This window comes from Phenylobacterium sp., assembly GCF_030645195.1.
Classification (GTDB): Bacteria; Pseudomonadota; Alphaproteobacteria; order Caulobacterales; family Caulobacteraceae; genus Phenylobacterium.
Genome location: NZ_JAUSLW010000208.1, coordinates 1 through 18,905, shown reverse-complemented (window position 1 = coordinate 18,905; position 18,905 = coordinate 1). Strand labels below are relative to the sequence as shown.

Sequence of the window (18,905 nt, the reverse complement as noted above, 5' to 3'; positions counted from 1 at the left end):
CGCCACGCGGACTCCGACTTCGATAATCCGTATGCGACCTATATTCGCGCCGCGACGCGAGCGGCTCCTTCCCCCTTGGACAGGGAGAAGGAGCGCTTGAGTCCTAGGCGGCCTTGCCCAGGGACAGGGTCTCGTAGCGGGCCAGGTGATGGTCGGTGGAGCCGAAGGCGCCCTCGATCATGGTGGCGCGCTTGAAGTAGTGGCCGATGGCCATCTCGTCGGTCATGCCCATGCCGCCATGGATCTGGATGGCGTTCTGGCCGACGAACTTGCAGGCCTTGCCGATCTGCACCTTGGCGCCCGACACGCCCTTGGCGCGCTCGACGGCCGGTTCGCTCAGCTTGATGTCGGCCATGTAGGTCATGGAGATCGACTGTTCGAGCTGGATGAACATGTCCACCATTCGGTGCTGCAGCACCTGGAAGCTGGAGATCGGTTGGCCGAACTGCTTGCGCTGGCGGGCGTATTCCACCGTGCCCTCGTGCAGCTGGCGCAGCACGCCGCAGGCCTCGGCGCAGGTGGCGGCGATGGCCTCGTCGATGACCTGCTCCACCAGGGGCAAGGCCTGGCCCTCGGGGCCGACGATGGCGTCGGCGCCCACGGCCACGTTCTCGAAATAGACTTCCGAGGCGCGGAAGCCGTCCACGGTGGGATAGTCGCGGGTGGTGACGCCCTTGGCGGCCTTGGGCACGATGAACACCGAGACGCCCTGGGCCTCGCGCTGGCCGCCGCCGGTGCGGGCGGTGACGATCAGGTGGGTGGCGTAGGGGGCGCCGATCACCACGGCCTTGTGACCGTTGATGACGTAGCCCGCGCCGTCCTTCTTGGCCGTGGTCTTCAGGTCGCTCCAGGTGTAGCGACCCTGCGGCTCGGCATGGGCGAAGGCGAAGATGGCGTCGCCGCTGATGATCTTGCCGATCAGGTCGTCGGCCGCGGCCGGCTTGCCGTGCTTGAGGAAGCCGCCGCCGATCACCACGGTGGGCAGGTAGGGCTCCACCACCAGCGCCTTACCCAGCTCTTCCATGATGACCATGTTGTCGGTGGTCCCGCCGCCCAGGCCGCCCTGGGCCTCCGAGAAGGAGGCCCCCAGGATGCCCAGTTCGTCGGCGAAGGCCTTCCAGACCTGCGGCCGCCAGCCGGCCTCGGTCTTCAGCGCCGCGCGGCGCTGGTCGAAGCTGTAGTTGTCGGCCAGGTAGCTGGCGATCGTGTCGCGCAGCATCGACTGTTCTTCGGTGAAGCTGAAATCCATCGTTCGTCCCCAAGGGTAGGGGCCGCCGGTGTCCTCCCTGGCGGCCTGTCAGTGTTCTTTGCGGCGGTCGGCTAGAGGCCCAGCACCATCTTGGCGATGATGTTGCGCTGGATCTCGTTGGAGCCGCCATAGATCGAGGTCTTGCGGCCGTTGAAGTAGTCGCCCGCGGTGTCGATGGCGTGCAGGGGGCCGACGCCGGAATTGTGCCCGCCCTCCCCCAGGAACGGCGCGCCGTAGTGGCCCGCGGCCTCCAGGGCCAGTTCCTGCAGGCGCTGCTGGATCTCGGTGCCCTTGATCTTCAGGATCGAGCTTTCCGGGCCGGGGCCCTTGCCGCTGCTCTCGCCGGCCAGGGTCCGCAGTTCGGTGAACTCCAGCGCCGTCAGGTCGATCTCCAGCTCGGCCACCTTGCGCTTGAAGAAGGGGTCGGCGATCAGGGCGCCGCCGGCGTCCGACAACTCGGTCGAGGCCATCTCGCGCACCCGCTCCAGGCCGCGCTTGGAGCGCGCCACCCCGGCGATGCCGGACCGCTCGTGGGCCAGCAGGGCCTTGGCGCAGGTCCAGCCCTGGTTCTCGTGGAAGACGCGGTTCTCCACCGGCACCTTCACATTGTCGAGGAAGACGTCGTTGACCTCGTGGCCGCCCTCCAGGGTCGTGATGCGGCGCACCTCGATGCCCGGGGTCTTCATGTCGATCAGCAGGAAGGAGATGCCCGACTGCGGCTTGGAATTGGGATCGGTGCGCACCAGGAAGAAGCCCCAGTCGGCGTGCTGGCCCAGCGTCGTCCACGTCTTCTGGCCGTTGACCAGGTAGTATTCCTTGCCGTCGTCCCCGGTGATCCGCTCGGCGCGGGTCTTCAGGCTGGCCAGGTCGGAGCCGGCGCCCGGCTCGGAATAGCCCTGGCACCACCAGATCTTGCCGTCGCGGATGTCGGGCAGGAACTTCTCTTTCTGCTCCTGGGTGCCGAAGGTGTAGAGCACCGGCGCCAGCATGGCGACGCCGAAGGGCAGGATGCCGATGGTGTCGGCCCGGGCCTGTTCCTCCGACCAGATGTACTTCTGGGTGGGGGTCCAGTCGGTTCCGCCGAACTCCTTGGGCCAGGACGGAGCCGACCAGCCCTTCTTGGCCAGGATGCGGTGCCAGGAGAGATAGTCCTCCTTGCCCAGGGTCTCGCCGCGCGCCTGTTTCTCGCGCAGCGCCTTGGGGTAGTTGTCGGCGATGAAGGCGCGGGCCTCCTCACGGAAGGCGTTATCTTCGGGCGAGAAATCGAGGTTCATCACAAGGCTCCCTGGCGCTTCCGCTTACAGCGTATTGCGTGCGGCCGGAACATACGCAAACGCCCACGCCTTGGGAAGATGACGCTGACGTCAGCGTCAACCAAAACCCTTGGACGGCGTCAGCTTCGGGCCACATAGGCGTCCACCTCCGCCACCCTGGCCGCGATCTCGTCGGGCGCAAGGAACGACCCCGTGAAGCTGTTGCGGGCGAGCGTCGCCAGCTCGTCGCGGGTCAGGCCCAGCGCCTGGGTGGTCTCCATCCAGTTCTGGGCCAGGTAGCCGCCGAAATAGGCCGGGTCGTCGGAATTGATCGTCGCCCTCAGCCCCAGGTCCAGCATGCGCTTCAGCGGGTGGTTCCTCAGGTCGTCGACGACGCAGAGCTTCAGGTTCGACAGCGGGCAGACGGTGAGCGTCATGCCGTCGGCGACCAGCCGCTTCACCAGGGCCCGGTCCTCCAAGGACCGGTTGCCGTGGTCGATGCGGTCGACGGCCAGGCCGTCCAGCGCCTCCCAGACATAGGCGGGCGGACCTTCCTCGCCAGCATGGGCCGACAGCTTCAGGCCCCGTTCGCGCGACGCCTTGAACACGCGGGCGAACTTGGAGGGCGGATGGCCCAGTTCCGAGGAATCCAGCCCCACCCCGACGATCCGGTCCAGATAGGGCTCGGCCTGTTTCAGAGTCTCGAAGGCCGCCTCCTCCGACAGGTGCCGCAGGTAGCTGAGGATCAGCTTGGAGGTGACCCCCAGTTCCTTCCGCGCCTGGGCCATCCCGGCCAGCAGCCCCTCGGCGGCCACGGCGAACGGGAGGCCTCGGTCGGTATGGGTCTGGGGATCGAAGAAGATCTCGGCATGGACCGCGCCGTCCGCCGCCACCCGCCGAAAATAGGCCAGGGCCAGGTCGCGGAAGTCCTCCTCCGTCTGGAGCACGCCCGCCCCCTGGTAATAGATGTCCAGGAAGTCCTGCAGGTTGGAGAAGGCGTAGGCGGCGCGGACCTCCTCGACGCTCTTGAACGGCAGGTCGATCCGGTTGCGGCGGGCGAATTCGAACATCTGCTCGGGTTCGAGGCTGCCCTCGATGTGCAGGTGGAGCTCGGCCTTGGGCAGGCCCGCGATGAAGTCGGCGGTCGGTTGCATGACGCTATCTCCGGGCGCGGGCCGCCCCTCGTCAAGGCAGCTTGAACTTCATCTGGATGACGATCGCGCCGTTCTTCACCCGCCGGTCGTGGGGCTGGATGCGATAGGCCTTCACCAGCTTGAGGGCGAAGGCGCCGACATTGGCGCCGGCCGGGGTCTCGGAGACCACCACGCAGGCGCGCAGGGCGCCGGCCGCGGTCACCTGGCACCGCACCACCGCCAGGCCCTGGCGTTCGGCGGCGCGGGGCGGGACGCTGAGCGCCGCGGCCAGGGCGATCCAGATCATGGTCGGTCTCCGGCGATTTGGCCTGCGCGAAGAACCATCGCCGCGCGTGAGCCGTTGGTCATCTTGCCTCGGCCGCGCGAGGCGCGCATCCCTGGGCCATGCCGCGAATCCTTACCTACAACGTCCACCGCTGCGTCGGCGCCGACCGGCGGCTGGACGTGGGCCGCATCGCCGACGTGATCGCCAGCCTCAAGCCCGACATCGTGGCGCTGCAGGAGCTCGACGTCGGCCGTCTGCGCACCAAAAATGTGGACCAGGCCCATGAGATCGCCCAGCGCCTGGACATGGCCTTCCATTTCCACGCCGCCATGCAGGTGGAGGAGGAGCTCTATGGCGACGCCATCCTCACCACCTATCCCGAGCACCTGGTCCAGGTCGGGCCCCTGCCCGGCTACGGCCGCATCCCGCAGCTGGAGCCCCGGGGCGCCCTGTGGATCGAAGTCGAGATCGACGGCGCGCCGGTGCAGATCATCAACACCCATCTTGGTCTCGTATGGCAGGAACAGCAGGCCCAGGCCGCCTGTATCGCCGGGCCCGACTGGCTGAGCCATCCTCGCTGCCAGGGGCCGACCATCCTGCTGGGGGACTTCAACGCCACGGCGAGCTCGGTGGTCTACCGGACTCTCGCGGCCAAGCTCGAACCCGCCCGTCCGTTGTCGCCGCGCAAGACGCCGACCGCGACCTTCCCCTCGGCCCTGCCGGTGCTGCGCATCGACCATCTGTTCGTCAGCCCGCAGATCAAGGTGACCGACGTCTTCGCTCCCTATGCCCCGCTGACGCGGGCGGCGTCGGATCACCTGCCCCTGGTCATGGATTTCGAGGTCTTGGCGGCGGCGGCTGACCCGCCGCGGTGAACAGACCCCGCTGCCCCAGGGACCGGGCTTCGGCATAGAGACGTTCGCGCCGCCGGCCCGGCCGCCAGGAGTCACTGACGTTCACCGGGTCGCCCAGGTGGTAGGCGGCGACGAACTCGCCGAAGTGGGTCATCTTCATGGGCCGGATCGGCAACAGCCGGCCTTCCCGGTTGAGCGCGTCGATGGCGCCGATCAACCCGCCGCGCTCCTGCCGGGCCTTGGCCACCGCGTCCCCCGTATAGCCCAGGAAGTGGCCCACGGCGCGGTCGCGGAAGGCCGCGATGTTCAGCCTGGCCCGCTCGGTGGTGGCCTCGATGGCCAGCTCCAGCTCGGTGTCGAATCCACCGGAGCGGTTGTTCAGGTTCGCCGAGCCCACCCTGGCCAGGGTGTCGTCGATGACCGTGGTCTTGGAGTGGACGATGATCTTCGTCCCCGCCGGGGTGACCGGGTAGTAGGCCCGGAAGCGGCCGAACACGTCGGCCGCCCGCAGCCGCCACAGCATGTTGGACCGCGCCCGGTCCATGGTCAGCTGATCGAACCAGCTGGGGCTCGCCCCGGTGGAGACCAGCACGATCTCAGGTCCGTCGGGCTCGGCCAGCCGCGTGGCCAGGGCCTCGGCGATCAGGGGCGAGGTGAAGTACTGGTTCTCCAGATAGATGATCTTCCGCGCCGAGGCGATGGAGGCCTGAGTCAGGTGGCGAATCTCCTCCACCGAGGGCTCGCGACGCCAGTTGGGCATGGTCCGCGCGATGCCGACATCCATGTCCAGGATGTGGGCCGGAACGTGGGCCGGCCACGGATCGCCCTCCAGCTCGGCCGGCGGCGACAGGGCCTGCTTGGTGGCCCGCAGCCAGCGCTCCCGCGCCAGCTCCCCCAGCGCCTTGGCCGCCGGCCCGTCGACCATCATCATCACTTCGTGCCGCGGCGGGTGGTGTTCCTGGTCGGGCATGATCCGCCGCGGTTCGTGATCGCGGTGGCCCGGCGTGTCCCAGCGGTCGACGCTGATGTCGCCGCTAGCGCAGATCGCCAGCTTGTCGTCCACCACCAGCAGCTTCTGGTGATGGCAGGCGCCCAGCGGCACGGCGTCGTCCAGGCGGAAATGCACCCCGGTGCCCTCGAACCACTTGCGGGCCTTGTGGGGGAAGAACTCCTGGCTGGCGGCGATCGGCAAGGCCGACTTCCAGATCAGCAGCCGGATGTCGAGGTCGGGACGGGCGCGCGACAGCTCCACCAGGACGCGGCCGGCCTCGTCGGGATCGTCGGGACTTTCCTGGCCGTCGGGGAACAGCCGCGTGCGCGGATCGAAGCCCCAGCCCAGCAGCAGGACGGAGCGCTTGGCCTTGCGCAGGGCCTCGAACACCGCGGCGTAGTAGGCCTCGGTGTCCACCAGGAAAGCCGCGCGGTTGGCTCGGGCGACACGCCACACCGTGTCGTCGGGGATCAGTACGCTCATCGCCCGTTCGAAACCCCACTACCCGGCACTCTGCGGGAAAGCCTGCGCCCTGGTCGGGTTCCCGTCGAGTCCGCGCAAGGCGCCGACCGCCCGTCGCCCGAAAAAGAAGGCGCGCCCGGACTGGGGGCCGGACGCGCCTGAGGATCAAGGACCGGTTGGGTCGGGATTAGCCCTTGAAGGCTTGGCAGGGGCCGCTCAACTCGGCGGCCAGGCGGGTCTTGCGTTCGGCGTTGGTGGTCTTGGCCTCGCGGCGGGCGCGATCTTGCTCGTTGGCGCCCATGGAGACCACCACGCTGGTGCGGGTCCGGCCTGCGGCTTTCAGCCAGGCGTCCAGGTCGGTGGTGTCAGCGGCCGAGACCTCCGCCAGGCCGCGGCAGCGGTTAGCTTTCAGATAGTCGACATCGGTCACCCGATCGGCGGCCAGGGCCGATCCGGCGGTCATCAGGGTGACGGCGGCGAGCGTGAGAGTGGCGAGACGCATGGTGTTTTCCCTCGAAATAAGATGACGGGAAACTGCTCTCGGGGCGGTGGCGCTTCAAATGAATTCGCAGCAACATTAAGTATTCATAGATTACGGATTCTTAATCGACGAGCATCGTTACTTAGGTAACATAAATATCTTGTAATGTTACGCGTCGTTCGGCAGAACATGGATATGGCCCAGCCCGACCTCAAGCTCGACGTCGCCGGCGTGAACGCCCTGATGGCGCGCGCCTTTCCCGATGCGTCGCCTCAGGCCCTGCCCCAGGTGACGGAGCTGGCTCCCGGCCGCGCCCACATCGTGCGGCCCTACGGCCCGGGCATGCTGCGCCCCGGCGGGGTGATCGCCGGCCCCAACCTGATGAGCCTGGCCGACAGCGCCGCCTACGCCCTGATCCTGGCCCATATCGGCGACCAGCTAATGGCGGTGACCAGTTCGCTGCTGATGAACTTCCTGCGCGGCGCGGTTCCCGGCGACCTCCATGCCGAGGCCAGCTTCCTGCGGCTGGGCCGCCGCATCGCCGTCTGCGACGTGCGCCTCTGGACCGAAAGCCAGGACCGGCTGGCGGCCCAGGCCACGGTGACCTACGCTATCCCCTCATGAGCGACGCGCCCCTCCGCCCCCCCGCCCCGATCAAGACCCCCTGCATCAAGGTCTGCGTCATCGACGGCGAAACCGGCCTCTGCATGGGCTGCTACCGCGAGCTGACCGAGGTCGCCGCCTGGCAGAAGCTCAGCGACGACGAGCGCGCCCGGATCATGACCGAGCTGCCGACCCGGCGGTCAAAGATCCGACCCGAAAAGCTGGCCATGTTCAGCTAACCCAAGGCGGAATTAAGCGTCCGGATTCACCGGTTGCAAACACCCGCCCCGTAACCTGCCCGTTCAACAAGGCCGGGAACGGTCGCGAACGCCGGGTGGCGAGGGTGTCAGGTATGATCAAGTTGGCCGCCATGGCCCTGATCGGTGCGGTGTCGGCCGTGGGCGCGGCCCAGGCCGTGGTCAGCCTTGACCCGACGACGCGCTCCGATGGCCTGCGCGCCGCGGTCGCCTCGCTCAATCCGCAACCCCAGCCGGCGCCGGCCGTCGGCGGCGCGGCCTCCATCGCCAAGGCCAGCGACGGCCACTATTGGGCGCAAGGCACCGTCAACGGCGCCAGCGTCCGCTTCCTGGTGGACACCGGCGCCAGCGCCGTGGCGCTCACCGCCGCCGACGCCCAGCGCCTGGGCTTCGATCCGGACAAGCTGAACTACGCCTACAAGGTGATGACCGCCAACGGCGAGGCCAGGGCCGCGGCCGTCAAGCTGGCCTCGGTCTCGGTGGCCGGCGCCAAACTGGCCGATGTCGACGCCCTGGTGCTGGACAAGGGGCTCGACGCCTCCCTGCTGGGCATGACCTATCTAGGCCGCCTCTCCAGCTTCCAGGCCACCCGCACCGCGCTGATCCTTCAGCCCTGAGACCGCCGCCAGAGCCCGGTCGACCACGTCCAGGCCAGCCCCCAGCTTCACGCTCTCGACCGTCAGAATCCGCCGCCAGGTCCGCGCGCCCGGCGCGCCGTGGAACAGGCCCAGCATGTGCCGGGTGATCCCCGCCAGGTGGACGCCGCGGGCCAGCTGGCCGGCGATATAGGGCTTGTAGAGCTCCACCGCCTCAAAGGGATCGACGTCGGACGCCGACCCGAAGATGCGCCGGTCCACCTGCCCCAGGATCCCGGGCGTGTGATAGGCCGCCCGGCCCAGCATCACCCCGTCGACGAGCGGAAGCTGCGCCTGCGCCTCGTCCAGCGTGCCGATCCCGCCATTGATCTCGATGCTCAGGCCCGGCCGTTCGCGCTTCAGCCGGTGGACGAGGCCGTAGTCCAGGGGCGGCACGTCCCGGTTCTCCTTGGGCGACAGGCCCTTCAGCCAGGCCTTGCGGGCATGGACGATGAAGGTGGAGACGCCCGCCTGGGCGCAGAGGTCCACCAGGGTGAAGAGGCTCTCTTCCGGGTCCTGGTCGTCCACCCCGATGCGGCACTTCACCGTGGCCGGAATGGAGACGGCCGCGCCGATCGCCGCCATCCCCTCGGCCACCAGGGCCGGCTCGCGCATCAGGCAGGCGCCGAAGCGACCGCTCTGCACGCGGTCGGACGGACAGCCGACATTGAGGTTGATCTCGTCATAGCCGAGGTCGGCGCCGATCCTGGCCGCCGCCGCCAGGTCGGCGGGCTCCGAGCCGCCGAGCTGCAGGGCCACGGGATGCTCCCCCGCGTCGAAGCCCAGCAGCCGCTCGCGGTCGCCATGCAGCACCGCCCCGGTGGTCACCATCTCGGTATAGAGCAAGGCCTCGCGCGTCAGCACCCGGTGGAAGGCCCGGCAATGCCGGTCGGTCCAGTCCATCATCGGGGCGACGGACAGTCTATGCGATTGAACTTGCCGCAATTTTCCTGAGTCTCGACGAGTTGGGCCGCAGCTTGCGCACGGGCTTCTACGCTATTACACGCCGCTTTTCGCGACCTTTCGACGTCGTGACGCGCACGGGGCGCGCACCAGATCGTCTCCCGTGCGATCAAGCAGGTTCCACCGGAGGCGCCGAGTTGGCCTATCTCTCGACCAAGACCTATGGCGCGGAGCGCGGCCTGTCATGCGCCCTGCGCCAATGGGCCGCCGACAGCCACTGCAATCTCATCCATGGCTACTCCCTCGGCTTCAAGTTCACCTTCGCGGCCGAGCAGCTCGATCATCGCGGTTGGGTGGTGGACTTCGGGAAAGGGGGCTTTGGCCCCATACGCGACTGGCTGCACGAGGTCTTCGATCATAGCCTTCTGATTGCGCAGGACGATCCGGCCCGGGAGACGTTTCTGAACCTCCGCGACCTCGGCCTGGCCAATGCGCGCCTCGTGCCCGGCACAAGCTGCGAGGCGATCGCGCAATATGTCTTCGCGCACACCCAACCCATGGTCGCCGCGGCCACCAAGGGGCGATGCTGGATCGAGAGCGTCGAGTGCTTCGAGCACGGGGCGAACAGCGCGATCTATGCGAACCCCGACTCCGTCCTGCGCCAGGTTTCCGCCGAGGCGCTTCAGGGACTGATCCAGGCCGGGACTTGACCCTATCTGGCCGGCTCAAGCTCCGACAGCGAGGGGTAGTCGGTGTAGCCCTCCGCACCGGGCGAATAGAAGGTCTCCGGGATCCACTTGTTCAGGGGCGCGTCGGCGCGAAGACGCTCCACCAGGTCGGGATTGGCCAGGTAGGCCTTGCCCCAGGCCACCGCGTCGGCCCAGCCGGCATCCAGGGCCGCCTGGGCGCTCTGCTTGGTGAACCTCTCGTTGGCGATATAGACCCCGCCGAAGGCCTTCTTCAGTTGCGGGCCCAGGCTGTCGGGACCCTCGGCCTCGCGGGCGCAGAGGAAGGCCAGCTTGCGCTTGCCCAGCTCGGTGGCGACGTGGGTGAAGGTGGCCGCCAGGTCGCGGTCGCCGACGCTGTGGGCGTCGCCGCGCGGCGCCAGGTGCATGCCCACGCGATCGGCGCCCCAGACGGAGATGGCGGCGTCGGCGCAGTCCAGCATCAGGCGCGCCCGGTTGGCGATGGAGCCGCCGTACTGGTCGGTGCGCTGGTTGGCGCTGTCCTGCAGGAACTGGTCGAGCAGGTAGCCATTGGCGCCGTGCAGTTCCACCCCGTCGAAGCCGGCCTTCTGGGCGTTCTGGGCGCCGAGGCGGAAGGCTTCCACCACGTCCTGGACCTCATGGGTCTCCAGGGCGCGCGGGGTCGGATAGGGCCGTTCGGGACGGAGCAGGCTGACATGGCCCCTGGCGGCGATGGCGCTGGGACCGACTGGCGCGCGCCCGTCGAGGAAGGTCGGATCGGAGATGCGGCCGACGTGCCAGATCTGCATGAAGATGCGCCCGCCGGCCGCCTTCACCCGGGCGGTGACCTGCTTCCAGGCTTGCGTCTGCTCATCGGACCAGATCCCGGGCACGCCGGCATAGCCGACCCCCATGGGGTCGACCGGCACGCCCTCGGAGATGATCAGGCCGGCGGTGGCGCGCTGTTCGTAGTACTGCGCCATCAGGGCGTTGGGGATGCGGCTGTCGCCCGCCCGGCTGCGGGTCAGGGGCGCCATGATCACCCGGTTGGGCAGGGTCAGGTCGCCGATGACGAGGGGATCGAAGAGCGAGGGCATGGGCGGTCCTGGGGCTGGCGCGCGGATCGGCGGCCCCTCCACATAGGCGCCCCGCCCGCCCCTGCCCAGGGGACGGCGCGGCTTTCGCCGTCCCCGCCCGCGCCTTCGCCTCAAGCGGCCCTGGCCGCGGGCCGGCGGGTGCGCCAGACGGAGTAGCCGATCCCCCCCGCCAGCAGGGCCGCGGTGACCCCCAGGGACACCGGGGCCGGGAACTTCTCCCACCCCATGGCCTCGGCCACGAAGACCTTGCCGCCGATGAACACCAGCAGGGCGGCCAGGGCCTGCTTCAGATAGGCGAAGCGGTCCACCACCGCGCCCAGGGCGAAGTAGAGCGCCCGCAGGCCCAGGATGGCGAAGATGTTGGAGGTGTAGACGAGGTAGGGGTCGGTGGTGATGGCGAAGATCGCCGGCACGGAGTCGACGGCGAAGATCACATCCGCCAGCTCGATGGTCACCAGCACCATCAGCAGGGGGGTGGCGAACAGCATCGGCCGGCCGCCCGGCCCCGGCTCGCGCACCACGAAGCGCGACCCGCGGAAACCATCGGTCAGCCGCAGGTGGGAGGCGGCCCAGCGATAGAGGACGTTGTCCCGCGGGTCCTTGGCCTCCCCCTTGGCCAGGAACATCTTGGCGCCCATCAGCACCAGGAAGCCGGCGAAGACCAGCAGCACCCAGTCGAAGCGCGCCACCAGGGCCGCGCCGAACCCGATCATCACGCCCCGCAGCAGGATCACCCCCAGGACGCCCCAGAACAGCACCCGGTGCTGGTAGGCCGCCGGAACGGCGAAGGCGGCGAAGATGCTGGCGATGACGAAGACATTGTCCAGGGCCAGGCTTTTTTCCACCAGGAATCCCGTCAGGTACTCAACCCCGGCCTGGGGGCCTAGCTCCCCCCAGACCCAGACCCCGAAGCCCAGGCCCATCGAAAGGTAGCCGGCCGACAGGGCGAGGCTCTCCCGCACCCCGATGGTCCTCTGTTTCCGGTGCAGCACCCCCAGATCCAGCACCAGCAGGAGCGTCACCACGCCGGCGAAGATCAGCCACATCCAGAGCGGCTTGCCCATCAAGGGCGCGAGAAGCATGTCCAAGATCTTGTTCCCCAGAACAGGGGGCGCGTCGCACCCCGTCGCGGTCCGACATCACGATCACACGATCGCCAGAGGGGCCCGGTCCGCTGAAAGATTGGTGGGTCGGCGGCGCGGCGTCGCCACGCACCGGGCGGTGGGAAATTGTGCCGGCCGGGCCCGCGGGGGACCCACAGCCCGTCCGCCTCACACCCGGATGTCGAGGGTGTGGCCGGTCGCCCGGCGCGGCGCGAGGTTGGAAGCCACCGGCGCGGGCCCCTCCACCGGCCGGCCGGTGGGGGAACTGGCGTGGGAGGCCGCCAGTATCGTGGCCTGGGCCAGGACCCGGGTCTCCAGCTGTAGCCAGGCCCTCGGTGGCGGAGACGCCGAGACCCTCATCGCCGGCCCCTGGCGGCCACCAGGTCGAAGGCCTCGGCCTCCAGGTCCAGGAGGTGGCAGATCCTCAGGATCGCCGCCCGTTCCTCGGCGTCGAAGCCTCCGTCGGCGGCGGCGATGGAGCAGGCCGCGGCCACCAGCAGATGGGCGGGACCAGCCCGCCCGCGCAGCCGTAGGATCGCCGCCTCGGCCACCGCCTCGCCATCCTCGGGGTCCTTGTCGAAGCGGTCGATCAAGGCCTCGAAGGCCTGCATCGCATCATCCACGCCGAACACGCCAAAGGCCGGCAGGCCCTGGACCCGGGCCACCAGGCGCCGCCGCTCCTCGGCGGTCACCCAGCCGTCGGCATGGGCCACCAGGGCGCAGGCCCCCACCAGGGCGTCCAGCTGCAGGCTGTCGCCCGGGGTCCAGGCCTCGGTCTTCAGGCTGGCGCTGGTGGGCCGCCTGTTGGTGAGCTTGTGGGACATGTCGCGTACCTCCTCTGTTGGGAGGATGCGCCCGGCGCCGGGGGCTGGAGATGGACCCGGCATCGGGCGCACCCGATGCGGTCCGACATCACGATCACGGCGATCGTCAGAGGGGCCCGGCCCGCGCCAGGGATATGGGAACGCGCGCAACGACCTCAAGACCCTGGCGAGGATTTTGCCGCATGCCTGTGATCAGGTTGGCGTCAACCGCCGCCGAGGCGCGACGCCAGGTCGGCGACCAGGTCCTCGAGCTGATCGAGGCCGGAATTGGTCCCCGCCTCGAAGCCGCCGCCGATGTGCATCTTCGCGATCTCGTGGTCGGCGAACACGGTGTGCATGGTCAGCCGGGTCTTCCCGTCCACCTCGTCGAAGGTGACGGTGACCACCATCATCTTCTCGAAGTTGAAGCCGTTGTCGTAGACGATCTTCTTGTCTGGAACGATCTCCAGATAGGTCCCGCCGAAGGGCTCGTTCTGCACCCCGCTGGGCCCCGTCATGGCGAACTTGAACGTGCCCCCGACCCGGAAATCGATCTCGGCCAGGGTAACGGGCCAGCCCACGGGTCCGAACCACTTCATGATGTGCTCGGGCCGCGAATAGGCCTCGAACACCAGGGCGGCCGGGGCGTCGATCACCCGGGTGATGGTGAACTCGCGCTCGGGTTCGACGGAACTCATGAGGGCTCTCCCTTGGCCTGCAGGTCTTTCACATAGGCTTCCAACTGATCGAGGCTCTCGTCCCAGAAGCGGCGGTAGTCGCCGATCCAGCGGGCGGCCTCGGCCAGGGGCTTGGCGTTCAGCCGCACGGGCCGGAACTGGGCGTTGCGGCCCCGGGAGACCAACCCCGCTCCTTCCAGGACCTTGAGGTGCTTGGAGATGGTCGGCTGCGCCAAGCCGAAGGGCGCGACGAGCTCGTTCACCGTCGCCTCCCCCTGCGCCAACCGCGCCAGGATCGCCCGCCGCGTCGGGTCGGCGAGCGCCCCGAACACCAGATCCATCTGCACCGCCTGCATATATCGTCATCCAGCTATATTGCTAATTCTCTATATTCGGATGAGCCAGCGCGTCAAGCGTTCCCCTGCATGGAGGACAAGCTCAACAAACGCGCAGTTTCTTCCCGCCTGGCCCGGGGCTGTCACCGCGCCATTGCAGGAGGTCCCCGCGCGCCTAGCCTTCGGCGCCGCGGTGGTGAGGCTGAACCTCTAGGATCAGAAGTCCGGCTTGGCGGTCATCAGCCAGAGGATGGTCAGCACGGCGCCGAAGGCCGGGAACCCGCACGCGAACCACAGCCGCCAGAGCCGATGATAGGCGGCGCCCAGGGGCTCGCCCGCGCTGGCCGCGGCGCGCGCCAGATCGCGCAGGCGCAGCTGGATCCGGACCACCGGCCCCCAGAAGGCTCCGGTCAGGACGTAGAGGAAGAGGCTGGCGGCGATCCAGCCTTCGGTGAGGCTGTAACCGGCGATGCGGGCGAGCGCGACCCCCGTGAGAGGCTGCAACACCACCGCCGTGGCGGTGAAGATCGTGTCGGCGATCACGACGACGCTTGCCGTATGGGCGATCAGCCGGGCGTCCCCCGTGCGGTGCGCCATCAACATGAAGAAGGCGATGCCGGCGCCCGTACCGAACAGCACCGTGGCGCCGATGATGTGGGCGAGCTTGAGCAGCAGATAGAGGCTCATCGTTCGTCCATCATGGCCAGGGCCGCCAGGGCCAGGACGGCGGCCGGGATCGTCTTGACCAGCGGCCCCAGGGGATCGCCCCAGAGATCGGGCCGCCACAGGGTGGCGCCCAGCAGGTAGGCGAGCGTCACCGCCACCATCCCCTTCAACGCCCAGGGCGCGGTGCGGCGCGCGCAGACCAGCAGACCGAGCGCCAGGTCCGCCACGCCCCCGACAAGGACAAAGCCGTGAGCCAGCCGCCCATCCACGCCGGCCTCCGTCAGCACACGGGCCGCCGTCCCGGCGCGCGCCAGGCCAATCGCTCCAGACAGGCTCCAGAACGCGGCGAGTGTCGCCAGCGCCAGGGGCTTCACGAAGTACAGCCGCCCGTACCACCGCTCCTGCGCCCCTGCGGGCCAGCCTGCGAGAATCGCATCGAGACTGCGCGGTGCAAAGCCGAGCAGGCGCGGCCCGTCGCCGGCCTCGGCTTTCACCCCCGCCACCAGCTCGGCCACCGCCGTGCTGCGCATCGGACTACGCCAGCCCAGCCAGGCCAGGCCGTCGGCGGCCAGGGCGGTGAGCCGCGCGAAGTTTGACGGCAAGGGCGTCGCCCGCGCCGGCGGCAGGCCCAGCCAGGCCCGCAGCGAGGTGAGCACCTGCGCCAGCGTCGTCGTTTCCGGAGCGGCCAGGTCGACACAGACCTTCCGTGGTCCGTCGGGGGCGAGGGCCCGCGCGACGCCCTCGGCGACATCCTCGACCGAGACCACCTGCACGGTCGCCGCCGCATGGCTCAGAGGGATCAGGCCCGGGAAAGCCGCCAATCCCCGCAACAATCCGCTGCCGCCATAGGCCGCCGGCGCCAGAACCAGCCCCGGTCGCAGGATCACCCAGTCGAGGTCCCGCGCCCGCAGGGCGGCGTCGCCTTCCCGCTTGGTGCGCCGGAAGGCGCCCTCCCCCTGCTCGACCCCCGCCGCCGAGATCTGCACGAAACGCCGCACGCCCGCCGCCACGCAGGCGTCGGCCAGATGCGCCAGGCCGCTCACATGGACGGACGAAAGGTCGTCGCGCGGACTGTCCTGCAGGGCCCCGGCGCAGTTCACCACCGCGTCCACGCCGACCAGCAGCGGCGCCCAGCCGTCGCTATCCAGGCGCCCGAGGTCGGCGCGGACCCAATGCGCCTTCGGCGTTCGCCGCGCCGCAGCGGTCACGTCGCGGCCCGCGGCCACCACCTCGCGACCATCGGACAACAGGCGCGCGGTCACATAGCCGCCGATCAGGCCATAGGCTCCGATAACCAGGACTCGCATGCTCGCTCCACCGCCGTCCGCCCAACCTGACCCGGATCGGCCTTGCGCGCTACGAGGGCTAGTCCCGCCGCCGCGCCGCGGCCACCAGGGCTTGGATGGCCCAGGACTTCACGGCCTGGGCCTCGGCGTCGTCGATCCGCAGCACGTCCTTGAACACCACCATGGCCTCGGTGCCGACGATGAGGGCCAGCGCCGCCTCCAGCCGGGCGAGCACCACGGGATCGAACTGGTCCCTGGCCGGCGCCAGGGCCGCCTGGATCAGGGGGGTGCGGCGGTTCTGGCGGGCCGGCGTGTCGGCGTCGCTCTCCCGCAGGGAGCGCTCCAGGGCGTTGATCAGCATCATCCGCAGCGGCCCCTCATGGGCCGCCATCATCTGGTGCAGGGCCTGGTTGACCCGCTCGACGCGGGCCACCGGCCCCTCCCCCTCGGCGCCCTGGAACAGGACCTCCGGCTCGGGGGTCACGACGTCCAGGGCCGCCTCCACCAGCAGGGCCTCCACGCCGGGGAAATAGCGGTAGGCCGTGGCCCGCGAGACCTGGGCCTCGGCGGCGACCTCCTCCAGGTCGGGCTTGCGGCCGGCGGCCATCAGCCGGGCGGCGGCCTGCAGCAGGTCCTTCCGCGTGCGGTTTCGCTGGTTGGGACGGCCGGTCTTGGCGGGGGCGGCCATCCTCAGTCCTGCGGCAATTGCTGGAAGATGGCGCCCATGTCGAGCCAGACGTTCTCGCGCTTGATGTCGCCGCCGCCCGCGAATTCGATCACGTGCAGCAGACGGAAGGCCAGCGGCCGGCCGCGCCCCTCCAGGCCGAAGGGCCGCCCCACCGCCCGCCCCGACCACAGGGACTCGTCCACCAGGAAGTCCTCGCCATAGAGCCGCCTGAGCACCTTGATCTGGCCGTCGGCCAGGTCGGCGAACAGTTCCTCATAGAAGGGCCGCGCCCCCTCCGGACCATGGGTGGGGCCGGTGGGCCAACCGACGATGTCGTGCTCCACGTCGGGCGACAGGGTGGAGAGCACCCCCTCCACATCGTCGGTCGCCTCGAAGGCGAAGTGTTCGTCGATCTTCCGATCCATCTCCTGACGGGTCAGCGCCATCTCTCGTGCTCCTTGCTTCGCGATGTCGCAGCGACCCTTAATGAGACTTATATCTCATTGCAAGATTACAATCTCGTCACGAGGCGCGAAGCGTTGCGATCCGTTCGCCCCGGGAGACGGTCAGGGTCTAGGCGGCGCGGGCCGCGCGGTCGGCGCGGGCCAGTTGCCGGAAGGAGATCAGCCGCTCGCTGGCCTCGTCCCACAGCGACAGCGGGATGGCCCGCAGGCTCTGGGGCACGCTCAGCCGGCTGACCTTGCTCAGCTCCGGATGGTCCCGCAGCACGGCGGGCAGGCGGTAGAAGGGGATGCGGCTGGCGATATGGTGCACGTGGTGCACCCCGATATTGGCGGTCATCCAGCGCAGGGGCGCCGGCAGGTGGTAGTGCGAGGCGCCCTTCAGCGCCGCCTCGGTCAGGTCCCACTCGCCGCGGCGGGCCCAGTAGGTGCCCTCGAACTGGTGCTGGACATAGAACAGCCAGACCCCGATCGAGGCGGCGATAACCAGGGTCGGCAGGTTCACCAGCAGCAGGGCCTGCCAGCCGGCCAGCAGGCCCACCGCCAGCAGGAAGGCGGCGATGGCCAGGTTGGTGCCCATGGCGCTGAGCCAGGGCCGCCAGCCGCCCTTCATCAGGCCGCTGGGCAGGCGCTGCTCCAGCAGGAAGACATAGGCCGGGCCGACCCCGAACAGCACCACCGGGTGGCGATAGAGGCGGTAGCCCAGCCTGCGCCAGAACGGCAGGGCGCGGTACTCCGCCACGGTCAGGGTCATGATGTCCCCCAGGCCCCGGCGGTCGAGGTCGCCGGAGGTGGCGTGGTGGATGGCGTGGGTCTGGCGCCAGCAGTCGTAGGGCGTCACGGTCAGGACCCCGATCACCCGGCCGATCCAGTCATTGGCCGCCCGGTTGCGGAAGAAGGACCTGTGGCTGCAGTCATGCTGCACCATGAACAACCGCACCAGGAAGCCCGCGGCCGGAACCGCCAGCAGCAGGGCCAGCCACCAGAGGCCGAAGGCCGCCGCCACCCAGGCGCCGCCCCAGATCGCCGCCAGGGGGGCGGCGCTCAGGACGATCTCAAGGATGGAGCGGGAGGCGCTCGGCTGCTGATAGGGCGCCAGGCGGTTGCGCCAGGGGCGCGTGTCGGGAGTCGGCAAGGGAGGGAGTCTCACAGTGTAGGACGCCCGACCTAGCACGCCGATTGAGTCGAAATGACGAACGACCTCGTGATCAGCCGCCGCCCGCATCGCCGCCAGGTCCAGCCTGGTCATCCGCGGCATGGCCTGGGTGGCCCGCTGCGCCCGGCCGGGCGCGACCTCCCTCGGGGGCTTCCCCAGGGACAAATCGAACCGTCGCTCCCCGACAAGCCGCCTGCAGAAAATCCGTCAGGTCGACTGGGTGTTGTCGGGCAGGTTCAGGATGCGCTTGGAGATGATGTTGTTCTGGATCTCGGAGGAGCCGCCATAGATCGACATGGCCTTGCCGCCCAGCCAGCTGCGCACGGTCTCGATCTCCTCGCCCGTGAAGTCGTCGCCGCTCCAGCCCAGGCCCTGGTGGCCCATGATCTCCAGGGTCAGTTCAGCCCGGGTCTGGGACACCGCCGTGGCGGAGTTCTTCAGCACCGAGGCGCCGTTGGTGGCGCCCGAGGCCTCCTTGGACTCCGCCATCACGCGCGCCAGGGTCAGGCCGTGGATCTTGGCGTCCATCAGGTGGCGGGTCAGGCGGGTGCGCAGGTCGCTATCGGCCAGGCGGCCGGCGGCGTCCACGCCCACATAGCGCTTGGCGATGTCCTGCAGCGGGGTGGCCCGGCCGCCGTTGGAGGCGCCTGTCTGGCTGGCCCGCTCGTGCTGCAGCAGGCGCTTGCCCACCGTCCAGCCGCCGTTCAGCGGGCCCAGCAATCCGTCCTTCTCGGCCCGCGCGTCGGTGAAGAAGGTCTCGCAGAAGGGCGAGGCCCCGGCGATCAGGCCGATGGGCCGCGGATCGATGGCCTTCTGGTGCATGTCGATCAGCATGAAGCTGATCCCCTCATGCTTCTTGGC

24 protein-coding genes are annotated in these 18,905 nt (G+C 69.3%); 5 read left to right on the top strand and 19 right to left on the bottom strand.

Translation table 11 applies throughout. The features are described 5' to 3' along the window. Positions 1-103 precede the first annotated feature (103 nt). From Q7T09_RS19120 to Q7T09_RS19105, 4 genes are all read right to left on the bottom strand, one after another. Entirely contained in the window at positions 104-1,249 is a 1,146-nt protein-coding gene (locus Q7T09_RS19120) for an acyl-CoA dehydrogenase family protein (RefSeq protein ID WP_304701794.1), read from the bottom strand. Between the two features lie 71 nt (positions 1,250-1,320). Next, a complete protein-coding gene (locus tag Q7T09_RS19115; protein ID WP_304701793.1) occupies positions 1,321-2,523 on the bottom strand; it encodes an acyl-CoA dehydrogenase family protein in 1,203 nt (400 codons plus the stop codon). Positions 2,524-2,642: 119 nt separating this feature from the next. Further along, positions 2,643-3,656, bottom strand: a complete 1,014-nt coding sequence (locus Q7T09_RS19110; RefSeq protein ID WP_304701792.1) for an adenosine deaminase — start codon at positions 3,654-3,656, stop codon at positions 2,643-2,645. 31 nt (positions 3,657-3,687) lie between these two features. Further along, on the bottom strand, positions 3,688-3,942 hold the full coding sequence (locus Q7T09_RS19105; RefSeq protein WP_304701791.1) for a TonB family protein: 255 nt from the start codon (positions 3,940-3,942) through the stop codon (positions 3,688-3,690). Between the two features lie 98 nt (positions 3,943-4,040). On the opposite strand from Q7T09_RS19105, the gene Q7T09_RS19100 reads away from it, so the two are divergent. Next, a complete protein-coding gene (locus tag Q7T09_RS19100; RefSeq protein ID WP_304701790.1) occupies positions 4,041-4,796 on the top strand; it encodes an endonuclease/exonuclease/phosphatase family protein in 756 nt (251 codons plus the stop codon). Here the strand turns inward: Q7T09_RS19100 and Q7T09_RS19095 are convergent. Beyond that, the gene (locus Q7T09_RS19095; protein ID WP_304701789.1) at positions 4,750-6,249 is read right to left on the bottom strand and encodes a phospholipase D-like domain-containing protein; all 1,500 of its coding nucleotides are present in this window, start codon (positions 6,247-6,249) and stop codon (positions 4,750-4,752) included. The two genes, Q7T09_RS19100 and Q7T09_RS19095, sit on opposite strands and share 47 nt — an antisense overlap. 166 nt (positions 6,250-6,415) lie before the next feature. Further along, the gene (locus tag Q7T09_RS19090) at positions 6,416-6,730 is read right to left on the bottom strand and encodes a hypothetical protein (protein ID WP_304701788.1); all 315 of its coding nucleotides are present in this window, start codon (positions 6,728-6,730) and stop codon (positions 6,416-6,418) included. 174 nt (positions 6,731-6,904) lie between these two features. On the opposite strand from Q7T09_RS19090, the gene Q7T09_RS19085 reads away from it, so the two are divergent. The 3 genes from Q7T09_RS19085 to Q7T09_RS19075 all read left to right on the top strand — a co-directional run bounded on the left by Q7T09_RS19085 (position 6,905) and on the right by Q7T09_RS19075 (position 8,186). Then, positions 6,905-7,333 carry a PaaI family thioesterase gene (locus Q7T09_RS19085; RefSeq protein ID WP_304701787.1) on the top strand — a complete coding sequence of 143 codons (429 nt, stop codon included), beginning with the start codon at positions 6,905-6,907 and terminating at the stop codon, positions 7,331-7,333. Then, positions 7,330-7,551, top strand: coding sequence for a DUF1289 domain-containing protein (locus Q7T09_RS19080; RefSeq protein ID WP_304701786.1), 222 nt, complete (start codon positions 7,330-7,332; stop codon positions 7,549-7,551). Before Q7T09_RS19085 ends, Q7T09_RS19080 begins: the two co-directional genes overlap by 4 nt. A 113-nt stretch (positions 7,552-7,664) precedes the next feature. Beyond that, complete coding sequence (locus Q7T09_RS19075; protein WP_304701785.1) at positions 7,665-8,186, top strand: TIGR02281 family clan AA aspartic protease; 522 nt, start codon at positions 7,665-7,667, stop codon at positions 8,184-8,186. Here the strand turns inward: Q7T09_RS19075 and dusA are convergent. After that, positions 8,130-9,149, bottom strand: coding sequence for a tRNA dihydrouridine(20/20a) synthase DusA (gene dusA, locus Q7T09_RS19070; protein ID WP_304701784.1), 1,020 nt, complete (start codon positions 9,147-9,149; stop codon positions 8,130-8,132). The genes Q7T09_RS19075 and dusA overlap by 57 nt on opposite strands. Positions 9,150-9,304: 155 nt before the next feature. On the opposite strand from dusA, the gene Q7T09_RS19065 reads away from it, so the two are divergent. Beyond that, positions 9,305-9,817, top strand: a complete 513-nt coding sequence (locus Q7T09_RS19065; RefSeq protein ID WP_304701783.1) for a 6-carboxytetrahydropterin synthase — start codon at positions 9,305-9,307, stop codon at positions 9,815-9,817. Positions 9,818-9,819: 2 nt separating this feature from the next. Here Q7T09_RS19065 and Q7T09_RS19060 read toward each other — a convergent pair whose 3' ends face one another. From Q7T09_RS19060 to Q7T09_RS19005, 12 genes are all read right to left on the bottom strand, one after another. After that, positions 9,820-10,890: an alkene reductase gene (locus tag Q7T09_RS19060; RefSeq protein WP_304701782.1), complete on the bottom strand. Its 1,071-nt coding sequence runs from the start codon at positions 10,888-10,890 to the stop codon at positions 9,820-9,822. Positions 10,891-11,000: 110 nt separating this feature from the next. Then, positions 11,001-11,972, bottom strand: coding sequence for a TerC family protein (locus tag Q7T09_RS19055; protein ID WP_304701781.1), 972 nt, complete (start codon positions 11,970-11,972; stop codon positions 11,001-11,003). A gap of 189 nt (positions 11,973-12,161) precedes the next feature. Further along, complete coding sequence (locus Q7T09_RS19050; protein WP_304701780.1) at positions 12,162-12,353, bottom strand: hypothetical protein; 192 nt, start codon at positions 12,351-12,353, stop codon at positions 12,162-12,164. Beyond that, on the bottom strand, positions 12,350-12,817 hold the full coding sequence (locus tag Q7T09_RS19045) for a tellurite resistance TerB family protein (protein ID WP_304701779.1): 468 nt from the start codon (positions 12,815-12,817) through the stop codon (positions 12,350-12,352). Before Q7T09_RS19045 ends, Q7T09_RS19050 begins: the two co-directional genes overlap by 4 nt. A 203-nt stretch (positions 12,818-13,020) precedes the next feature. Beyond that, positions 13,021-13,494: an SRPBCC domain-containing protein gene (locus Q7T09_RS19040; RefSeq protein WP_304701778.1), complete on the bottom strand. Its 474-nt coding sequence runs from the start codon at positions 13,492-13,494 to the stop codon at positions 13,021-13,023. Continuing rightward, positions 13,491-13,829 carry a helix-turn-helix transcriptional regulator gene (locus Q7T09_RS19035; RefSeq protein WP_304701777.1) on the bottom strand — a complete coding sequence of 113 codons (339 nt, stop codon included), beginning with the start codon at positions 13,827-13,829 and terminating at the stop codon, positions 13,491-13,493. Before Q7T09_RS19035 ends, Q7T09_RS19040 begins: the two co-directional genes overlap by 4 nt. Before the next feature lie 195 nt (positions 13,830-14,024). Next, positions 14,025-14,495: a DUF2269 domain-containing protein gene (locus Q7T09_RS19030; protein ID WP_304701776.1), complete on the bottom strand. Its 471-nt coding sequence runs from the start codon at positions 14,493-14,495 to the stop codon at positions 14,025-14,027. Then, the gene (locus tag Q7T09_RS19025; RefSeq protein ID WP_304701775.1) at positions 14,492-15,781 is read right to left on the bottom strand and encodes an SDR family oxidoreductase; all 1,290 of its coding nucleotides are present in this window, start codon (positions 15,779-15,781) and stop codon (positions 14,492-14,494) included. The genes Q7T09_RS19030 and Q7T09_RS19025 overlap by 4 nt, the downstream gene beginning before the upstream one ends. Positions 15,782-15,839: 58 nt before the next feature. Then, positions 15,840-16,448, bottom strand: coding sequence for a TetR/AcrR family transcriptional regulator (locus Q7T09_RS19020; RefSeq protein ID WP_304701774.1), 609 nt, complete (start codon positions 16,446-16,448; stop codon positions 15,840-15,842). Between the two features lie 2 nt (positions 16,449-16,450). Continuing rightward, entirely contained in the window at positions 16,451-16,873 is a 423-nt protein-coding gene (locus Q7T09_RS19015) for an ester cyclase (RefSeq protein ID WP_304701773.1), read from the bottom strand. Between the two features lie 127 nt (positions 16,874-17,000). Continuing rightward, entirely contained in the window at positions 17,001-18,023 is a 1,023-nt protein-coding gene (locus tag Q7T09_RS19010) for a fatty acid desaturase (protein WP_304701772.1), read from the bottom strand. Between the two features lie 228 nt (positions 18,024-18,251). After that, the coding region (locus Q7T09_RS19005; protein WP_304701771.1) for an acyl-CoA dehydrogenase family protein at positions 18,252-18,905 on the bottom strand (654 nt) is incomplete at its 5' end.

Bases quoted from the DNA above. Each gene is read 5' to 3' on its own strand.
- Q7T09_RS19120 (WP_304701794.1), bottom strand. From the start codon at position 1,249: ATGGATTTCAGCTTCACCGAAGAACAGTCGATGCTGCGCGACACGATC.
- Q7T09_RS19020 (WP_304701774.1), bottom strand. From the start codon at position 16,448: ATGGCCGCCCCCGCCAAGACCGGCCGTCCCAACCAGCGAAACCGCACG.
- Q7T09_RS19050 (WP_304701780.1), bottom strand. From the start codon at position 12,353: ATGAGGGTCTCGGCGTCTCCGCCACCGAGGGCCTGGCTACAGCTGGAG.
- Q7T09_RS19060 (WP_304701782.1), bottom strand. From the start codon at position 10,890: ATGCCCTCGCTCTTCGATCCCCTCGTCATCGGCGACCTGACCCTGCCC.
- Q7T09_RS19045 (WP_304701779.1), bottom strand. From the start codon at position 12,817: ATGTCCCACAAGCTCACCAACAGGCGGCCCACCAGCGCCAGCCTGAAG.
- Q7T09_RS19075 (WP_304701785.1), top strand. From the start codon at position 7,665: ATGATCAAGTTGGCCGCCATGGCCCTGATCGGTGCGGTGTCGGCCGTG.
- Q7T09_RS19110 (WP_304701792.1), bottom strand. From the start codon at position 3,656: ATGCAACCGACCGCCGACTTCATCGCGGGCCTGCCCAAGGCCGAGCTC.
- Q7T09_RS19040 (WP_304701778.1), bottom strand. From the start codon at position 13,494: ATGAGTTCCGTCGAACCCGAGCGCGAGTTCACCATCACCCGGGTGATC.
- Q7T09_RS19015 (WP_304701773.1), bottom strand. From the start codon at position 16,873: ATGGCGCTGACCCGTCAGGAGATGGATCGGAAGATCGACGAACACTTC.
- Q7T09_RS19030 (WP_304701776.1), bottom strand. From the start codon at position 14,495: ATGAGCCTCTATCTGCTGCTCAAGCTCGCCCACATCATCGGCGCCACG.
- Q7T09_RS19035 (WP_304701777.1), bottom strand. From the start codon at position 13,829: ATGCAGGCGGTGCAGATGGATCTGGTGTTCGGGGCGCTCGCCGACCCG.
- Q7T09_RS19080 (WP_304701786.1), top strand. From the start codon at position 7,330: ATGAGCGACGCGCCCCTCCGCCCCCCCGCCCCGATCAAGACCCCCTGC.
- Q7T09_RS19105 (WP_304701791.1), bottom strand. From the start codon at position 3,942: ATGATCTGGATCGCCCTGGCCGCGGCGCTCAGCGTCCCGCCCCGCGCC.
- Q7T09_RS19025 (WP_304701775.1), bottom strand. From the start codon at position 15,781: ATGCGAGTCCTGGTTATCGGAGCCTATGGCCTGATCGGCGGCTATGTG.
- Q7T09_RS19095 (WP_304701789.1), bottom strand. From the start codon at position 6,249: ATGAGCGTACTGATCCCCGACGACACGGTGTGGCGTGTCGCCCGAGCC.
- Q7T09_RS19090 (WP_304701788.1), bottom strand. From the start codon at position 6,730: ATGCGTCTCGCCACTCTCACGCTCGCCGCCGTCACCCTGATGACCGCC.
- Q7T09_RS19100 (WP_304701790.1), top strand. From the start codon at position 4,041: ATGCCGCGAATCCTTACCTACAACGTCCACCGCTGCGTCGGCGCCGAC.
- Q7T09_RS19085 (WP_304701787.1), top strand. From the start codon at position 6,905: ATGGCCCAGCCCGACCTCAAGCTCGACGTCGCCGGCGTGAACGCCCTG.
- Q7T09_RS19115 (WP_304701793.1), bottom strand. From the start codon at position 2,523: ATGAACCTCGATTTCTCGCCCGAAGATAACGCCTTCCGTGAGGAGGCC.
- Q7T09_RS19055 (WP_304701781.1), bottom strand. From the start codon at position 11,972: ATGCTTCTCGCGCCCTTGATGGGCAAGCCGCTCTGGATGTGGCTGATC.